Origin of the sequence: Lacticaseibacillus porcinae (assembly GCF_003946305.1) — a bacterium.
Lineage (GTDB): Bacteria > Bacillota > Bacilli > Lactobacillales > Lactobacillaceae > Lacticaseibacillus > Lacticaseibacillus porcinae.
Genome location: NZ_RHNS01000004.1, coordinates 97,643 through 115,741, shown reverse-complemented (window position 1 = coordinate 115,741; position 18,099 = coordinate 97,643). Strand labels below are relative to the sequence as shown.

19 protein-coding genes are annotated in these 18,099 nt (G+C 46.7%); 14 read left to right on the top strand and 5 right to left on the bottom strand.

Annotation, left to right across the window (positions count from 1 at the left end):
* The first annotated feature begins 130 nt into the window (after positions 1 to 130).
* The 3 genes from EKM92_RS05585 to EKM92_RS05575 all read left to right on the top strand — a co-directional run bounded on the left by EKM92_RS05585 (position 131) and on the right by EKM92_RS05575 (position 4,419).
* A complete protein-coding gene (locus tag EKM92_RS05585; protein ID WP_125708750.1) occupies positions 131 to 1,120 on the top strand; it encodes a D-2-hydroxyacid dehydrogenase in 990 nt (329 codons plus the stop codon).
* Between the two features lie 108 nt (positions 1,121 to 1,228).
* A complete protein-coding gene (locus EKM92_RS05580; protein ID WP_125708748.1) occupies positions 1,229 to 2,686 on the top strand; it encodes an NCS2 family permease in 1,458 nt (485 codons plus the stop codon).
* A 281-nt stretch (positions 2,687 to 2,967) separates the two neighbouring features.
* Positions 2,968 to 4,419 (top strand): NCS2 family permease, encoded by a 1,452-nt coding sequence (locus tag EKM92_RS05575; RefSeq protein ID WP_125708746.1) that lies wholly within the window; start codon positions 2,968 to 2,970, stop codon positions 4,417 to 4,419.
* 55 nt (positions 4,420 to 4,474) lie between these two features.
* Here EKM92_RS05575 and EKM92_RS05570 read toward each other — a convergent pair whose 3' ends face one another.
* Positions 4,475 to 5,044 (bottom strand): N-acetyltransferase, encoded by a 570-nt coding sequence (locus EKM92_RS05570; RefSeq protein WP_125708744.1) that lies wholly within the window; start codon positions 5,042 to 5,044, stop codon positions 4,475 to 4,477.
* Between the two features lie 8 nt (positions 5,045 to 5,052).
* The gene (locus EKM92_RS05565; protein ID WP_125708742.1) at positions 5,053 to 5,346 is read right to left on the bottom strand and encodes a hypothetical protein; all 294 of its coding nucleotides are present in this window, start codon (positions 5,344 to 5,346) and stop codon (positions 5,053 to 5,055) included.
* A gap of 269 nt (positions 5,347 to 5,615) precedes the next feature.
* Here EKM92_RS05565 and EKM92_RS05560 point away from each other — a divergent pair, with 269 nt between their 5' ends.
* A complete protein-coding gene (locus tag EKM92_RS05560) occupies positions 5,616 to 6,887 on the top strand; it encodes a replication-associated recombination protein A (RefSeq protein ID WP_125708740.1) in 1,272 nt (423 codons plus the stop codon).
* A gap of 60 nt (positions 6,888 to 6,947) precedes the next feature.
* A complete protein-coding gene (locus tag EKM92_RS05555) occupies positions 6,948 to 8,135 on the top strand; it encodes an acetate/propionate family kinase (protein WP_125708738.1) in 1,188 nt (395 codons plus the stop codon).
* A gap of 98 nt (positions 8,136 to 8,233) precedes the next feature.
* Here the strand turns inward: EKM92_RS05555 and EKM92_RS13580 are convergent, their stop codons facing one another.
* Positions 8,234 to 8,401 carry a hypothetical protein gene (locus EKM92_RS13580; RefSeq protein ID WP_164509907.1) on the bottom strand — a complete coding sequence of 56 codons (168 nt, stop codon included), beginning with the start codon at positions 8,399 to 8,401 and terminating at the stop codon, positions 8,234 to 8,236.
* Positions 8,402 to 8,619: 218 nt separating this feature from the next.
* Here EKM92_RS13580 and EKM92_RS05550 point away from each other — a divergent pair, with 218 nt between their 5' ends.
* The 4 genes from EKM92_RS05550 to EKM92_RS05535 all read left to right on the top strand — a co-directional run bounded on the left by EKM92_RS05550 (position 8,620) and on the right by EKM92_RS05535 (position 14,517).
* Positions 8,620 to 10,989 carry a phosphoketolase family protein gene (locus tag EKM92_RS05550; protein WP_125708736.1) on the top strand — a complete coding sequence of 790 codons (2,370 nt, stop codon included), beginning with the start codon at positions 8,620 to 8,622 and terminating at the stop codon, positions 10,987 to 10,989.
* Positions 10,990 to 11,147: 158 nt separating this feature from the next.
* A complete protein-coding gene (locus EKM92_RS05545; RefSeq protein WP_125708734.1) occupies positions 11,148 to 12,260 on the top strand; it encodes a baeRF6 domain-containing protein in 1,113 nt (370 codons plus the stop codon).
* 233 nt (positions 12,261 to 12,493) lie between these two features.
* A complete protein-coding gene (locus EKM92_RS05540; protein ID WP_125708732.1) occupies positions 12,494 to 13,843 on the top strand; it encodes an FAD-dependent oxidoreductase in 1,350 nt (449 codons plus the stop codon).
* 44 nt (positions 13,844 to 13,887) lie between these two features.
* Complete coding sequence (locus EKM92_RS05535; RefSeq protein WP_125708730.1) at positions 13,888 to 14,517, top strand: LVIS_2131 family protein; 630 nt, start codon at positions 13,888 to 13,890, stop codon at positions 14,515 to 14,517.
* 37 nt (positions 14,518 to 14,554) lie between these two features.
* Here EKM92_RS05535 and EKM92_RS05530 read toward each other — a convergent pair whose 3' ends face one another.
* Both EKM92_RS05530 and EKM92_RS05525 read right to left on the bottom strand, forming a co-directional pair.
* Complete coding sequence (locus tag EKM92_RS05530; RefSeq protein WP_125708728.1) at positions 14,555 to 14,986, bottom strand: hypothetical protein; 432 nt, start codon at positions 14,984 to 14,986, stop codon at positions 14,555 to 14,557.
* Between the two features lie 142 nt (positions 14,987 to 15,128).
* Positions 15,129 to 15,335 (bottom strand): LBP_cg2779 family protein, encoded by a 207-nt coding sequence (locus EKM92_RS05525; protein ID WP_125708726.1) that lies wholly within the window; start codon positions 15,333 to 15,335, stop codon positions 15,129 to 15,131.
* Positions 15,336 to 15,473: 138 nt separating this feature from the next.
* Between EKM92_RS05525 and EKM92_RS05520 the strand changes: the two genes are divergently transcribed.
* From EKM92_RS05520 to EKM92_RS05500, 5 genes are all read left to right on the top strand, one after another.
* On the top strand, positions 15,474 to 15,776 hold the full coding sequence (locus EKM92_RS05520; protein ID WP_125708724.1) for a hypothetical protein: 303 nt from the start codon (positions 15,474 to 15,476) through the stop codon (positions 15,774 to 15,776).
* A 242-nt stretch (positions 15,777 to 16,018) separates the two neighbouring features.
* A complete protein-coding gene (locus EKM92_RS05515; RefSeq protein WP_125708722.1) occupies positions 16,019 to 17,134 on the top strand; it encodes a lactate oxidase in 1,116 nt (371 codons plus the stop codon).
* Between the two features lie 44 nt (positions 17,135 to 17,178).
* The gene (locus EKM92_RS05510; protein WP_125708720.1) at positions 17,179 to 17,640 is read left to right on the top strand and encodes a flavodoxin domain-containing protein; all 462 of its coding nucleotides are present in this window, start codon (positions 17,179 to 17,181) and stop codon (positions 17,638 to 17,640) included.
* Positions 17,641 to 17,667: 27 nt separating this feature from the next.
* Positions 17,668 to 17,889: a hypothetical protein gene (locus EKM92_RS05505; RefSeq protein ID WP_054715465.1), complete on the top strand. Its 222-nt coding sequence runs from the start codon at positions 17,668 to 17,670 to the stop codon at positions 17,887 to 17,889.
* A gap of 12 nt (positions 17,890 to 17,901) precedes the next feature.
* On the top strand, positions 17,902 to 18,081 hold the full coding sequence (locus EKM92_RS05500; protein WP_125708718.1) for a hypothetical protein: 180 nt from the start codon (positions 17,902 to 17,904) through the stop codon (positions 18,079 to 18,081).
* Positions 18,082 to 18,099: the final 18 nt, after the last annotated feature.

Sequence of the window (18,099 nt, the reverse complement as noted above, 5' to 3'; positions counted from 1 at the left end):
TCATGAAATCTCGATAGTCTAGTAACCGTTTTCAAACATTCTTAACTTTTTTCTCTCATGACACTTTCATGCAAAAACTGCGAAATTTCGTTATGCTAAAAATTATTAAGCCAATAAGGAGGCATTCAACTTGAAAATCATCGCTTACGGCGCCCGCGTCGACGAAATCGACTATTTAAATCAGTGGGGCCAAACCTCAGGACATGACTTGACGATTCGTACAGAGTTATTGACGGAAGACACCATTCACTACGCTAAAGGGTTTGACGGGATCAACTGTTTACAAACCACGCCATACTCTGCGGCAATGTTTGAAAAAATGGGCGAATACGGGATCAAATATTTGACGATCCGCAATGTCGGCACCGATAACATTGATCTTGAAGCGGCTAAAAAAGCTGGTGTGCGCATTGCCAACACCCCAGCTTATTCCCCCAATGCGATCGCAGAATTCTCAGTGACGATGACGTTGAACTTATTGCGGCGCTTAGGAGAAGTTGAAGCTGCCTTAAAAGCGGATGATTACGGCAAGTCCACCACGTTTATCGGTCGTGAACTTGCCCAACAAACAGTTGGTGTGATCGGTGCTGGGCGCATCGGTCAAGCGGCGATCCGTTTGTTCAATGGGTTTGGTGCGAAGGTCTTAGCTTATGATCCACATCCAGTGCATACCGATTTAGAATGCGAATATGTGGATCTGCCAACGCTTTATGCCCAAAGTGATGTGATCGATTTGCATATTCCAGGCATTGCCGCCAATGATCATATCATCGACGCGAATGCCATTGCCCAAATGAAACCTGATGCGGTGATCGTCAACACGGCACGCGGGAACTTGATCGATACCAAAGCGTTGCTGGCGGCTTTAGAAGCAGGCAAACTCGGTGGCGCTGGCATCGATACCTTTGAGAACGAATCGCAAGCGTTGGTGAACTTCGATCAAACTGGTCATTTCCATGATCCGCTGTGGGATGTGTTATTACAACGCGACGATGTGTTATTAGCACCACACATTGCGTATTACACCCAAACTGCGGTGCATAATATGGTGTTTTACTCTTTAGGGTATTTGATCGACTTCTTAACGACTGGGACCACAGATACTGAAGTTTCGTTCTAAACACGAATATTAAATGAATTAATTACGAAAACAAACGGATTTTTCCTTGAACTTTTTTGTGGGATGGGTTAAGCTTTAATCATCCTAAAGGCGAACAAAGGAGCTATCATGGAAAATTTCTTTCAACTACGTGCGAACAATACTAAAGTTGGCACTGAAATTATGGCGGGTTTAACGACATTCTTTGCAATGTCGTATATTTTATTCGTTAACCCACAGATCTTGTCTTTAACTGGGATGCCTTCGCAAGGCGTGTTCTTGGCCACGATCATTGCTTCGGCAGTCGGGACTTTGGTGATGGGGCTGTTTGCCAACGTGCCATATGCTTTGGCACCGGGCATGGGCCTCAACGCCTTCTTCACTTACACCGTGGTGTTTGCGTTAGGGTTTAAGTGGCAACAAGCGTTAGCCTTAGTGTTCATTTGTGGGATGATCAATATTTTGATCACCGTCACGAAAGTTCGGAAAATGATCATCATGGCGATCCCAGAAGTGATGCAACATGCCATCGGCGGTGGGATCGGGATCTTCGTCGGCTACATCGGTTTGAAAAATGCCGGTTTCTTACAATTCACGTCTGATTCTTCTGATATCTTAAGCATCAACAATGCTGCTTATAACGCGGCGACGACTCACTTTAAAGGTGGGGTCACTGGTGTTGTCACTGGCGGCGGCATTGTTCCAGCGTTGGTCAACTTTACCCAATCTGGTGCGATGTTAGCGTTGATCGGGTTGTTGATCATGACGATTTTAGTCGTGAAGAAAGTCCCTGGTGCCGTATTGATCGGGATCGTGGTCACCACCTTGATCGGGATCCCAATGGGTGTGACCAACTTATCGTTCTCTAGTGCCAACAGCTTCTCCAATTCCTTTAGTCAATTAGGGACGACCTTTGGCGCCGCGTTTGGCGCTAACGGGATCGGGAGTTTATTCACGAGCCCAACGCAAAGTGTGATTTCGATCATGACGATTTTTGCCTTTAGTTTCTCCGATACCTTTGATACCTTAGGCACCTTCATTGGCACTGGCCGTCGCACTGGCATCTTCTCAGACGCTGACGAAAAAGCAATGGAAAATGGTCACGGCTTCTCCTCCAAAATGGATAAAGCGTTGTTCGCTGATTCCATTGCCACTTCCATCGGTTCCATCTTTGGGACTTCCAACACCACGACTTATGTTGAATCTGCTGCTGGTATCGGTGCTGGTGGTCGCACTGGCTTAACGGCGGTGACCACTGCGGTATGTTTCTTGATCTCTGCTGTGTTTGCGCCAATTATCTCGGTGGTTCCAACTCAAGCGGTCGCACCAGCGTTGATCTTAGTTGGGGTGATGATGGTTTCCAGTCTTAAAGAAATCGACTGGTCTAACCTTGAAGAAGCCGTGCCTGCATTCATGGCGTCGATCGTCATGGGGTTGATCTACAACATCTCTTATGGGATCGCCGCAGGGTTTATCTTCTATTGCTTAGTCAAGTTGATCACTGGCAAAGCTAAGGAGATTCATCCGATCTTAGCGATCGTGTCCATCGGCTTTATCATTAACTTTATTATCTTAGCCGTTTTGTAAATTGACGGTTGATGAACAGCTTGGCATCTGCCAAGCTGTTTTTTTATGTGAAAAGCGAAAAAACAACAGACGATGAGATCAATTTGTGCTATTACAATTGATATCACAATAATTCCGAACGAAAACGGTTGCAATCTCGCTGAGCTGATCTTTATGGGGAAATAACCGCTTTAAAACCGAACATTAAAAATATTCTAATTGAAAACAACCGCATTTTACCTTGATTATCCACTCAAAGGCGTGTAGGCTAAATCTTAACATTTCAATTTAAGGAGCCTATCATGGACCAGTTTTTCCAACTAGAAGCGAACCATACGACCAAACGTCGCGAAATTATTGCTGGGTTGACTACATTTTTTGCGATGTCTTATATTTTGTTCGTCGCCCCGGATACCTTGTCGTTAACCGGGATGCCGTCGCAAGCAGTGTTCTTGGCCACCATCATTGCCAGTGCCACTGGGACTTTGATCATGGGGCTGTTTGCCAACGTCCCTTATGCGTTGGCACCGGGATTAGGACTCAATGCCTTCTTCACTTACACCGTGGTGTTTGCATTAGGGTTCACTTGGCAAGAAGCCTTGGCTTTAGTGTTTTTATGTGGGATGATCAATATTTTGATCACCGTGACGAAGATTCGGAAATTGATCATTGTGGCGATTCCAGAAGTGATGCAACATGCCATCGGCGGTGGGATCGGGGTATTCGTCGCTTATATCGGGTTGAAGAACTCTGGTTTCTTACAATTCACTTCTGATGCATCCAGTATTTTAAGCGTCAACGGCGGCTCGGCGACTGCGCATACTTTTAAAAACGGGATCGATTCTGTGGTTTCTGGCGGAGGCATTGTCCCAGCGTTAGTGAACTTCACCCAACCAGGGGCGATTGTCGCGTTGATCGGGTTGTTGTTAATGGCAGTGTTGGTCGTTAAAAAAGTCCCAGGCGCAGTGTTGATCGGGATCGTGGCAACGACATTGATCGGGATTCCTTTCGGGGTGACGAATTTACATATTTCTGGTGCCAACACTTTAGGCCATGCCATCGGCCAACTGGGTACGACCTTTGGTGCCGCGTTTTCTAGCAAAGGATTTGGGAGCTTGTTCACCGATACCCATCATATTTTGTTGTCGATCATGACGATTTTTGCCTTTAGCTTCTCGGATATTTTCGATACGTTAGGGACTTTCATTGGGACTGGGCGTCGGACTGGGATCTTCACTAGCGACGATATGAACGCCATGGAACATGGCCACGGTTTCTCAAGCAAAATGGACAAAGCACTGTTTTCTGATGCGATCGCCACAGGTGTTGGGTCGATTTTTGGGACCTCCAACATTACCGTGTTTGTTGAATCTGCTGCCGGAATCGGTGCTGGTGGTCGCACTGGTTTAACTGCAGTTGTGGTTGCCATTTGCTTTGGGATCTCCAGTTTGTTATCCCCAGTGATCGCTATTGTCCCAACGCAAGCAGTCGCACCGGCGTTGATCATGGTTGGGGTGATGATGATGTCGAGCTTCAAAGAAATCGATTGGTCCAATCTTGAAGACGCGATCCCAGCGTTCATGGCTTCTGTGGTCATGGGGTTGATCTACAACATTTCTTACGGCATCGCGGCTGGGTTTATCTTCTATTGCTTGATCAAGTTGATCACTGGCAAAGCCAAAGAAGTGCATCCGGTATTATGGGTCGTGACGCTAGGCTTTATTTTAGATTTCGTCTTTATGGCGTTAATGTAAATCAAAGCCGATCAAAAACACCTTGGAAAATTTTTCCAAGGTGTTTTTATGTGGGTCAGAAGCGATAAGCGGGATCATCGGCGACAGCATCGCGTTGCAAGGTCATCGCTAATAGCGCGACTTTTTGTCCATTGGCGAGCTTGCGAGTGTGCGGATAAGGTTGATTTTGGAAGTGATTCGTTGCTAACCACTGCTTTAATGCCGCATGTTCTGGGACGATCATGGTCAACTGCGATAACCCCAGTTCAAAGAACGAAAAACCGACGACGCGCGGGATGATCTCTTGATATAAGCTTTCAGCAAGTTTGGGATCGGCGACTTCCAAACGCATTTGTGCGCGGGTAAAGTCGGGATCAAATTGCCACAAGCAAATGCTACCGATAAATTTCTTAGTGGCACGATCGGTAATCCCATATAACAAGGCTTGATTTTTCATGACGAGGCGCATGGATTGGTTGATGTAATGCGCCGTCGTGGGAATATCAGGATCGGTTTTGCGACCAGATAACTCTGCTTGTTGCAAGTTAGCGCGAAGTTCATGCACAGCTTTTAAATTCGAGTTGGTCAGCCAGTCCAAGGTGTAATGTGACGATAATAAAGGATGATATTTTTCAAAACTGATCATATAAACTCCTATAACGGATCGTTGAAATTCTTGCGGTAGTAATCGACATCCATCACTTTGTATTTACCATTGGTGAAACGGGCGATGATCTCACCATTTTTAGCACGCAAAGGTGAGGCATCTGGTGTGCGTAAGGTAATCCCAGTCGCACTTTGGCGAACATTGGCGGCATCAGCACCGAAAAATGCCCGCAATACCTCAGGCTCAAGGTTTGGTCGGATCGGTAAAAAGTGTGACATTTTAGCAGTAGAAAAGGCTGAAAATGCACCTTGAGGAAATTCAGACAAAGGAGATTCAGACATACAGATGGCCACCTTTCGTGAAATCGCAACAATCTTTAGGTTCATGGTATCACAGCAACTCGGCTCGGCATAGTGCCGAAAATATGTGAAATGATTTACGAAATTCAAGGCTAGGTCTTTAAAGATAACGTTTTCATGTTATAGTAGACTCATATTCAAATTTTTGATATTTGGATAAGCGCGGACTTTTTGGTCTGTGCAAGGGAATAGAAGGTGGCAGATTGAGTAGTCTTTTTGATACACAGCGGTTTTCGCCGCTGGCCAGCCGCATGCGACCACAGAACCTTGATGAAGTGGTCGGACAGCAGCATCTGCTAGGCAAAGACCGCGTGCTACGGCAGCTGATTTTAGCAGATCACGTGGCGTCGATGATTTTCTGGGGCCCACCTGGTGTTGGTAAAACCACGCTGGCGCGGATCATTGCCAAGCAAACCAAAGCCGAATTCGTGACGTTTTCGGCAGTGACTAGTGGCATCACTGAAATCAAAAAGGTGATGCAAGACGCTGAATCAAATCAAGCGTTAGGTCAACGGACCATCGTGTTCGTTGATGAAATTCATCGGTTTAACAAAGCCCAACAAGACGCGTTTCTTCCATATGTAGAGCGCGGCAGTATCACCTTGATCGGCGCGACGACTGAGAATCCTTCATTCGAAGTCAACGCCGCTTTGTTAAGTCGTTTGCGGGTGTTTGTTTTACATGCACTGACGGCAGATGATTTGGTCACGTTATTAAAACGAGCGTTAAGCGATCCGCGCGGCTACGGATCCTCTCAAGTTGAAATTGATGATGAGGTGTTACACCAAATCGCTGATTTTGCCAATGGGGATGCGCGCGTTGCGCTTAACACGTTGGAAATGGCCGTGACCAATGCCCAAGGCGATGATGATCACATTCACGTGGCAAAAGACGCCGTGGCCCAACTGTTGACTAAAAAGCAGTTGCTTTACGACAAAAACGGTGAAGAACACTATAACTTGATCTCAGCGCTACATAAATCAATGCGCAATTCTGATGTGGATGCCGCACTTTATTGGTTGGCGCGGATGTTAGAAGGCGGCGAAGATCCGCTGTATGTCGCCCGGCGGCTGGTGCGTTTTGCCTCAGAAGATGTCGGTATGGCAGACAGTCGTGCGGTCGAGATCTGTGTATCGGTGTTTCAAGCTTGTCAATTCTTGGGGATGCCAGAATGTGCGGTGCACTTGGCGCATGCGGTGGTGTACTTGAGCTTAGCGCCGAAATCGAATGCGGTATATACCGCATATGAGGCGGCTAAAGCTGATGCGTTGAATGATCGCGATGAGCCAGTGCCGCTACAGATCAGAAACGGCGTTACCGATCTCATGAAAGACTTAGGTTATGGCAAAGATTATCAATATGCGCATGACACCAAAGACAAGCTGACTGACATGCAAACCATGCCAGACAATCTTGTCGGCCACCACTATTACCACCCGGGCACGGCAGGCTCTGAAGCCAAAGTCGCGGCTCGGCTCGCTCAAATTGCTGCGTGGCATGCAGCCCACCATCCCCAAAAATAAAACGCGCTCGCGCGTCAACTTACGCGACTTCAACGAGTCGTGATTCTAGGAGTGAATAAAATGGTTAAAATTTTAGCAGTAAACGCTGGTAGCTCAACTTTAAAGTGGAAATTGTTTGAAATGCCCTCTGAAGACGAACTCGCAGAAGGCTTAGTTGATCGCTTAGGTCAACCTAAAGGCAATATCAAAGTCAAATATGGTGATCATCAAGTTTACCGCGATGATAAGCCAGTGGCCAACTTTGGTGAAGCGGTGGCTTCTGTGATGGAGAACTTAAAGTCTTTAGGCTTAGTCAAAGAACTCCATGAAATCGTTGGGATCGGCCATCGCGTGGTTGCCGGTGGGGAAGAATTTACGGAATCCACAGTGGTTGACGATGACGTGTTGTTGAAGATCCAAAACCTTCGCGATTATGCCCCATTGCATAACCCAGTTGAAGCGCAATACATTGACGTTTTCCGTAAAATGATGCCATGGGCCACTGAAGTTGCGGTGTTTGATACGGCGTTCCATCAAACCATGGATCCAGAAAACTTCTTATATTCGATTCCTTATAAGTACTACAAAGAATATGGCGCCCGCAAATATGGGGCTCACGGGACTTCCGTACGTTACGTCTCCAAGCGCACCGCAGAATTCTTAGGCAAAGACGTCAAAGATTTAAAGACGGTGGTGATGCACTTAGGCTCAGGATCTTCGATCACTGCGGTACAAGGCGGCAAGTCTGTCGACACGTCCATGGGCTTCACCCCATTAGCTGGGATCACCATGAGTACCCGCTCTGGGGATATCGACTTCTCATTAGTTGCTTACTTAATGAAGAAGCTTGATATCGGTTTGGATGAAATGTTGCATATTTTAAACCATAACTCTGGGGTATTAGGTATTTCTGAATTATCTCAAGATCAACGCGACTTAAAAGAAGTTGAATTTGAGAATCCGCAAGCCAAACTTGCATTAAACATTTACGCTAACCGCGCAGCCAAGTATGTTGCTGGCTATGCGTCAGTAATGGATGGCATCGATGTCTTAGTCTTCACTGGTGGTGTTGGTGAGAACTCTGATGAAATGCGTGGCCAAATCATCGACAAGTTGCACTTCTTAGGTGCTGGTATCGATGACGCCGTCAACAAAGCTTCTCATGGCGTTGAAGCAGATCTTTCTTCTAAAGATGCCAAGATCAAGACCTTGTTGATCCCAACGAATGAAGAACTCATGATCGTTCGCGATGTGTTCGAACGGTTGTAAACCTTTAAAGTGCCTGAAAATTCAGGCACTTTTTTAATGCTGAAAGACAAAAAACCAGCGCCTGTTCAAATTTGAACAGGCGCTGGTTTTGTAATCCCTTACAAGATGCGACCAGAGAAATTTCCTAGAGAGTGGTGTAGGGCGACTGCGATCACCATTAAAACGGCAATGACGACGCCTTCAACCACAGCGCCAATAGTAAACAGCGCCACAGCAGCGATGACAGCAAATACGATCAATAACCAATCAAACAAAGCGAGATGCATTTTGCTCAACTCCCCAAATGGTACATGTAATTGTCCTTCTTGTGAATATTGTAACACTTTGGCGAGAAAGTGGGGACAATATATTAGGTGTTTTTGAAAAATCCGCGTATAATTAAGGGGTAATCGCAAGGAAATAAGTTTTTTTAAGCGATAATAAGTGATTATTAAGTAAAACGTGGTATACTGAAGACAATCATTAAAAAGGCAGGTATCTCGACATGGCGACAGATTACGATTCTCAAGCTTATTTCGACAAAATGACCGCATATTGGCGCGCTGCAAATTACCTTTCAGTCGGGCAGCTTTACTTAACCGCCAATCCATTACTCAAACGTCCCTTGGAATCTTCTGATGTGAAGTTCTACCCGATCGGCCACTGGGGCACGATCTCCGGTCAAAACTTCATTTACACCCATTTGAACCGGGTGATCAACAAATACGACTTAAACATGTTCTATCTTGAAGGCCCAGGTCACGGTGGCCAAGTGATGCTCTCCAACGCTTATTTGGATGGCACTTACTCTGAGAAGTACCCGAACATCTCTCAAGATGAAAAAGGCATGCAGATCTTGTTCAAACGCTTCTCCTTCCCAGGTGGTGCGGCAAGTCACGCGAACGCACAAATTCCAGGCTCCATTCACGAAGGCGGCGAACTCGGTTATACCTTAAGCCACGCCACTGGTGCGGTGCTTGATAACCCTGATGTGATCGCAGCGGCAGTCACTGGTGACGGTGAAACTGAAACTGGGCCATTGGCAGCAAGTTGGTTCTCTAACACGTTCATCAACCCAATTTCTGATGGGGCAGTATTGCCGATCGTGCATATGAACGGCTTTAAGATCTCCAACCCAACGATTTTGTCCCGTAAGTCTGATGAAGATTTGACGAAGTACTTTGAAGGCATGGGCTGGGCCCCAATTTTCGTTGAAGGCGACGATCCTGACAAGCTCAACCCGATCATGGCTGCGGCAATGGACAAAGCCATCGAATCCATTAAGGCCATTCAAAAGCATGCTCGCGACACTGGTGACACCACGATGCCGCACTGGCCAGTGCTGATCGTTCGCACGCCAAAAGGCTGGACTGGTCCTAAGACTTGGAACGGCGAACCGATCGAAGGTTCCTTCCGTGCGCACCAAATTCCAATTCCAGTCAAGCGCGACGACATGACGCATAAGGAATCGTTGGAAGACTGGTTGAAGTCTTACAAGCCAGAAGAATTGTTCGACGACAACGGCACCTTGATCCCTGAACTGCAAGCCCTCACCCCTAAAGGTGACAAGCGGATGGCGGCTAACCCGATCACCAACGTCGGCTACCACGCCAAGCCTTTGGTATTGCCAAACTTTGAAGATTACGCTTTGGATAACACCAAGCGCGGTCAAAATGTGCAACAAGATATGATCGTATGGTCTGATTACTTGCGCGATATGATCAAGCTCAACCCTGAAAACTTCCGCGTGTTCGGACCTGATGAAACAATGTCTAACCGTTTGTACGGCTTATTTGAAACGACGAAGCGGCAATGGTTAGAACCGATCGATCAAAAAGGTTGCGACGAAGATATGGCCCCTGCTGGTCGGATCATTGATTCACAATTATCTGAACACCAAGCAGAAGGCTTTGCTGAAGGCTACACCTTGACTGGTCGCCACGGCTTGTTCACTTCTTATGAAGCGTTCTTGCGCGTTGTTGATTCCATGCTCACCCAACACTTCAAGTGGATGCGCGAAGCGGCTAAGGAAGACTGGCACAAGCCTTATCCTTCATTGAACGTCGTATCAACATCAACGAGTTTCCAACAAGACCACAACGGCTACACTCACCAAGATCCTGGGATCTTGACTCACTTGGCAGAAAAGAAAGGCGAATTCATTCGTGAATATCTGCCTGCTGATGCTAACAGCCTTTTGGCCATTTCACCAAAAGTCTTTACCAGCCAAAACACCATCAACTTGTTGATCACTTCTAAGCAACCACGGCCGCAGTTCTACTCCATTGAAGAAGCCAAAGTCTTAGCAGAAAATGGTTTGAAGCGGATCGACTGGGCTTCTAACGACGACGGCGTAGAACCAGATGTTGTGATCGCCGCTGCTGGGACTGAACCAAACATGGAAAGCTTAGCTGCCATCAACTTGTTGCATGACAACTTCCCAGAATTGAAGTTCCGCTTTGTCAACGTGGTGGACTTGTTGAAACTCAAATCGCCTGACCGCGATCCTCGTGGGTTATCTGATGAGACTTTCGATCAATACTTCACCAAAGACAAGCCAGTGTTCTTCCAATTCCATGGCTTTGAAGATCTGATCCGCGACATTTTCTTCGATCGTCACAACCACAACTTGCATGTGCATGGCTATCGTGAAGAAGGGGCGATCACCACACCATTTGATATGCGGGTGTTGAACGAACTTGATCGCTTCCACTTGGCTAAAGACATTATCCAACATGTCCCAGGCTACGCTGAAAAATCCGCTGCCTTTGTGCAAAAAATGGATGACACCTTGCAGTATCATCACGACTATATTCGCGAAACTGGCGAAGACATCCAAGAAGTGTTGGATTGGACTTGGCAAGAAATTAAATAGGACGACTGAAACCAGACTGATGAGGTCTGGTTTTTTTGTTACTCAGTATCGCGAACTGAAACCGACAACATTAGTGTGGTGAAATTCACAAGCGTATGTTTTGCGTGTGAGGCAGGCAAGTTGATATGCTTAAAGTAACGAAAAAGGAGGGCGACGATATGACTGAATTTGCCACATTGCAAGACTTCTTGACGCATACTGATCACGGCCCATACGTGAGCATTTATTTAAGCAAACTGCCACACCAAGCGTTTCCGGCGATCAGCTTAGCGCTGCGCCATCAAATTGAACATGCGCAAAGTGTGATGGCGGAAATTTTTCCTAAAGTGGCCTGGCAACCTTATGCAGATCAACTGGAAACGATTTTCGATGACCCGGCACGATTTAATGGCATCACCAAAGGCATCGGGGTGTTGTGTGATGGCCAACAAGTCGCGTTGTTCTTGATGGCGGAGCCGGTGTCGGATACCGCGATGGTGACCACGCAACCACAGATCTTACCTTTGATCGCTGATCATCAATCACGGTACGATTTTGACTTGTTGGTGTTGCAACGCGATCGTATCGCGTTATTCCACCATGATGGGGATACCTTAGTGGAAGTGATTTTACCTGATGAGGCGCCGCGGACATTAGTGGCGGCGCTAGGGGAAGAACAAGGCGGCCCGCAACTTAATTCGATCCGCCAAGGGTCTGATGCCGTCAGCTATCACGGCCATGGTGATAAATCTGCCGAACAGCTGGCTGATACCAAACGTTATTTCCAACAAGTTGACGCGTATTTGATCGCACATCGCGACTTTCCGCTAGCGTTATGGGGATTGCCACAAAATATAGCGTTATTTAGAAGCTTAAGTCGCAATCTGAACTTAAGCGCTGTGGAGTTAGCGTTGAGTCCTAATGAGTTAAGCTCAACGGTGATGGCCCGCGTGGCGGTGACGTTGACCAGTGATTTTGATTCAGAAGCGCGACATGAGTTATTGGCGCAGATCAATGCGGCCCGTGATCGCAAGTGTTTGCGCGTTGATTTGAACGGGATCGCGCAAGCCGTGGCAGTGCATGCAGTTGATCGCTTGTTGATTCAAACTGGCGCCCGCGTTAAAGGAGAATTGATCCATGGTGAATTTACCACAGCGAGTTTGAAAGCTCAGCATAATAATGTGTTGAACGACTTAGCGATTGCGGTCGTCGCACAAGGCGGCACTGTCAGCTTATTGCCGAAACCGCAGCTAGATGAACCAGTTGTGGCGATCACACGTTATGCATTGTGATCACGCATCAGATCAAGCCTCGCGCTTGGTCTTTTTTTATTAGCTCAAGGGTGAGCCTTTTTTGTAAAATTAAATAACAAAGTCGCCGGCTTTCCGCAACTGAAACGGGTGAATGTGGGGTTGGGCAACATTAACGCATACATTTTGCGAAATCTGACGTTTTGCTTTGCGTGAATTCGTGCGATAATAGACCTAATTATTCGGATAAAATGACACCAAAAAGGGGCATCGTAATGAAAATTGCAGTCGTCGGTTGCACGCATGCAGGCACAGCAGCAGTTCAAGAGATCTTAACCCGCCATCCTGATACGATCGTTGACGTGTTTGAACGTCGTGAAGATATTTCCTTCCTATCTTGCGGGATCGCTTTATATTTGGAAGGCACTGTCGATAAATTATCATCGATGTTTTACGCCGATGCCCAAGGCTTGGAAGCGATGGGGCCAAACATTCACGTCCATTTGCGTCATGATGTGGTGAAAATCGATGCCAAAAAGCATGTGTTGCAAGTCCAAAACATGGCTACTCATAGCAAGTTTACCCAAAGCTATGACAAATTGATCATGACCACCGGGAGTTTTCCAGTGATCCCACCGCTACAAGGGATCAGTTTACCGCGGGTCTTAATGTGCAAAAACGCCGATGACGCAGAAAAAATCAAAGCTTCTGCAGAAACTGCCAAAACCATCGCCATCATTGGCGGGGGCTATATTGGTGTTGAATTAGCCGAAGCTTACAGTCGCATCGGCCGTGATGTGTTGTTCATCAACGGTGTGCACGGCTTGTTGAGTCATTATGTCGATGATGAATTACGGGCGAAAGTGTCTGATGAACTGCGCGCACATGGCGTCAACACCTTCTTTAATGAAACGGCGTTGCGTTTTGATAGCGACGGGACTCATGCGTTTATTCAAACGGATAAAGCCGAACATCAAGCAGATTTAGCTGTGGTATGTGTGGGCTTTCGGGCGATGACGGAATTGCTACAAGGTCAAGTGGACACGATGCCGAATGGTGCGATCCACGTTAACGACTACATGCAAACTAGCGATCCTGATATTTATGCGGCAGGGGATTCTTGTGCGGTGCATTTTAATCCGACGGGTCATGATGCTTATGCACCGCTGGCAACCAACGCGGTGCGCCAAGGTAAACTTGCAGGGCGTAATGTCTTTGGCAACACGATCCGCTACATGGGGACGCAATCCACCAGTGCGATGCGGTTGTATGATCAAACCTTAGCATGTACGGGGATGACGTTGCATCGTGCGCTGCAAGCAGGGATCAATGCCGCCAGTGTGACGGTGACTGATAGCTATCGCCCTGAGTTCATGCCAGATGCCTACCCAATTCATATGGTGTTAGTTTATAATAAAAATAACCGCGAGATCTTAGGGGCGCAATTTTTAAGTCGGCATGAAATCTCAATGTCTGCGAACTTGATCTCAGTGATGATCCAAAACCATAACACCATCGATGACTTAGCATACGTCGATATGTTGTTTAATCCATGGTACGATAAACCTTGGAACTACTTGAACATTCTCGGACAACAAGCCGTGACCCAAGCTGATGCGTTGTAGCTAGCAAGCGGTCACGCAAACTGGCGAACACAAAGGAGAACGCAATGAGTTTATGGAATTTGATCGGCTTGATCGCTTGGCTGTTGATTTTAGCCTATGCGATTTTTATGGCTTGGAATATTCGCAGCCGTCATTTAAAAATGGTAGTGGTATTTCGCAATCAACACGCCGGCCGCACCGTTTTGATCGATATCATTGAAGCGATCGTGTTGGTCGCTGCGTTGTATGGCATGAGTTATGTCACTTGGTTGCGGCCAATAGACTATGCCGATAACACCGCGATCAGCACCAAATATACTTATGATAAATTGATGCTGCAAACCGATTCCGATCGTTCTTACTTTGTCAGTGTGACCTCTGGTAACGGCACGAAGCCGGTGCATTATTACACCTACTGGACAGAAGGCTCGAAATATCAGATCTCTAGTCGCAACGCCGATGTGTCGTTTGCCACTGATGCGTTGACGGTGCGTGCTTCTGCTTATCCTTGGCAAACTAAAAAACTCGCCAAGTTAGAAAAAACTGACGAGAAAGCTTATGTGGCGACTTATATCGGGACTTACAAGCCAACGTTCTTAAACGGCTTGGGGATGCATGTTGGCCATACTGCGCAACGATTCTCGTTGATCCGGATCCCAAATGACACCTTCCAAAAAGTTGAAGCTGCTAAATAAAAATGATCGAGCCTTTGAATTTCAAAGGCTCGATTTTTTAGTTTGCGCGCAACTGCTGAAGGCCTTTGATCACCACCCAAAGGCCAAAGAGCAGCGGTGAAAACAAACTGATGATCAATAACAAAACAATGTACCCACTGAGATTTTGCAGTTCTTCGCTTTTGCCGATATCTTGCGGCTCGGCATAGAATTTGACCGGGTCAAACAAGTAAGGCGATTGGTGGACGGTTTCTCGGAAATGGAAATAGTTGCGTTTGGCCTTTGCTGACAAGAACCAATGATGAGTCAAGTGTTTGAGCTTAGGCATCATGAATGGCCCACTGAAGAAAGTGCTGATCAGCATATAAATGAAAAATGGGGATAAGACGTAAACAATTTTGCCATCAGGGGTGATCGCATAGACGGTGATGATCACAGCAGAAAGGATCATGATCTGGATAGTATTGCCAAGGTATTTGAATATTGACATGTGACATCAGCTCCAATGTAGTGCATCGCGTTTGCATCTAATATAGTCCTTGCCGGTGATTTGACAAGTGGCAACACTAAAAAATTCCGAGTCTCCTCCTAAAAGGAGACTCGGAATTTTTGTTTTGGACGCAAGGCCCAGCTTACTTGCCAGTTGGTTTGTGTTCCATGTAGTCGCGGAGGTTAGCGACAACGGAAGGCTCTGGGTTTTCACGCATGGCCTTGATGTTGTGGATGTGTTCCACTGAGACATGGCTGTTCAATGCCATTTCAGTATCAGTGAGATTGTTTTTACGTTGGAATTCGATGATCTCCCGTGAAAATTGGTTGACTTGATCTTTTTCGCTCATGACAATATCCTCCTGGAATTCTTATCTCCAGTATACCCAACTTTGGCACAAATACTCAAATAAGTTGCATTTTCGAACGAATGTTTGTATAATAAAAGTAAGGGAAGTTGCTTTCGTTTTTCGAAGGGGGTCACGTTTATGGAACCTTATGGCTATCTTCAAGAACTCGCTACCCAACAAACCACGCCAATGCGCGTGCGGGTTTGGGAGAATAAGAATGTGATCATTCGCCGCAACCTCGATAACCGCAATGGGTTGGTGACTCAGGTGTGGGATGCATGGTTGCGCAAAGTTTTACGTCCGTTTGGTGGCTTTGAACCGTTGATCGAAATCGATGTGTTCGGGTCTGATCCAGATATTAAATTTTTCAGTGAGAATCAATTGGCACAAGCCGTACATTTCGTGTTGCATGTCGATCAGCCGTTGTTGCCAAGTGTGTAACCAGAGCAGGAGCCTGTTCTGGTTTTTTGTTTGTCGGCGTTTTATCTAAAAACAAGAGGACACACCGATGGATTTTAAGGACAAAGGCTATAACCAGCCACGAAGCAGAATCCTGTTTCGTGGCTTTGTTGTGCCTTAAATTCAATATTGCGGGTAAACTTACAAAAAAATAGCAAAAGTCATTGACTTACTAAAAGTGAGTGATAAGATAGTCTCGTAATCAAAATTCAGGAGGGTTCATCATGACAGTAATTAATGGCTATGAACAAAGTGATCGCAATGAAAAGCTGGATATTTTGAATTTACCATCGCTTGAAGCACGCGCAAAGAAGATCATTCCTCAAGGCGGCTTCGGCTATATCGTCGGCGGGGCGGAAGATGATTGGACCCTACAACAAAACACCAAAGCCTTTACCCATGCACAAATCGTGCCTAAGGCGTTATCCAATATTGAAAATCCTGATCTGTCCACCAATGTCTTTGGCATCGATTTGAAGACGCCAGTGATGATGGCACCAGCCGCGGCCCAAGGTTTATCCCACAGCCTTGGTGAAAAAGCCACTGCTAAAGGGGTGGCGGCAGTTGGCGCGTTAATGAGTCAAAGCACTTATTCATCAACTTCCATTGCTGACACCCAAGCGGTAGCGCCTGATGCCCCACAATTTTTCCAATTGTATATGTCCAAAGATTGGGACTTTAACAACGCACTTTTAGATGAAGCAATGAAAGCTGGCGTCAAAGGGATCATTTTAACAGTAGATGCGACGGTTGACGGGTATCGTGAACAAGATATCATCAACAACTTCCAATTCCCAATTCCAATGGCGAACTTGGAACGCTTTGCTGAAGGCGACGGCAAAGGCAAAGGGATCGGCGAGATCTATGCCGCTGCGGCGCAAAAGATCTCTGAAGATGATGTCCGTCGGATCGCCGAATACACGAAGCTGCCAGTGATCGTCAAAGGCATTGAGTCTCCAGAAGATGCGTTGCGGGCTATCGGTGCCGGTGCTGCTGGGATCTATGTCTCAAACCACGGTGGCCGGGAATTAAATGGCGGCCCAGCAGCGTTTGATACCTTAAGCGCCATCGCCAAAGCCGTTAACCATCAAGTGCCGATCATTTTTGATTCTGGTGTCCGCCGTGGGAGTCACGTGTTTAAAGCTTTAGCTTCTGGTGCTGATCTCGTCGCTTTTGCACGTCCTGTACTTTATGGGTTGGCTTTAGGTGGTGCCTTAGGCGTCCAAAGCGTCTTTGAACAAATCGATCATGAATTAGAGATCGTGATGCAGCTGGCTGGGACCAAAGATATCGAAGCTGTGAAGCATGCGCCTTTGACACATTTCCACTACGAGAACTAACTTGTAAGCCTCATCATGGTATAATGAACGTGAGGTGAGCGCAGATGAAGGTTTTGATTTTATACGCATCGATCACAGGCAACGCTAAAGGTATGGCGCGTTTCTTGGTGCAATTCTTCGAGCATTATCACGCAGAAGTGACCCTTGGGGAAATGCAACAAACTGATGCCGCCAAATTGCTAGATTACGACGCGGTGATCTTGTCGACTTACACCTGGTCTGGTGGCACGATCCCAGAAGAAACCCAAGATTTCTATGATGATCTCAAAGCGTTGGACTTTTCAAAAAAGCCTTTGGTGTTTGGGATCGCTGGGACTGGCGACAAGTTCTATGGTCAAGATCGCTACAACACCGCGCCTGATCACTTTGCCGCAGTGTTAACTGAACAAGGTGCGATTCAAGGGGCAAGCCCGATCAAAATCGAACAAGGCGCTACGCAAGCAGATATGCCAGCGTTTAATGCGTTCACTCAAGCGGTAATGGCAAAGGTGACGTCTGTACAATAGTAGAGATGTTTCGCGGAGGTGAGTCGAATGGATGAATATGTCTTCTTTAATCCTGGGGATGCGATCGCTAATGACTATGATTATGCAGCTGCTCGGCGGTCAGCTCAGATCTACAAAGCCGAGCATGTTGCCGATCGTGGATTGGTGGTCGCCCAAGACGCACAAGGTCAATTTTCCGTATTTTATGAAGGCGGCGGTGATGAAGCTGATCCTGCAACCAGTAAATATACAATTTTGGCCCACTTATGATGAGGCAGTTGATTGAATAAATGGTGGTATCGCGGCGGGCTGATCGGGCTCGCCGTTTTAATGAGTGGCTTGTTGTGGTGGGTGTTGAACCAAACCATGCCGAATGTGTTTGTCGGCGGATTTGCTGCAGTGGTACTAGGTGCTGTGATCGCGTTGTTGATCGCAAGTTTTTGGCCGCAATCGAAAAACTAGGCGCAACTAGGCAGCTGT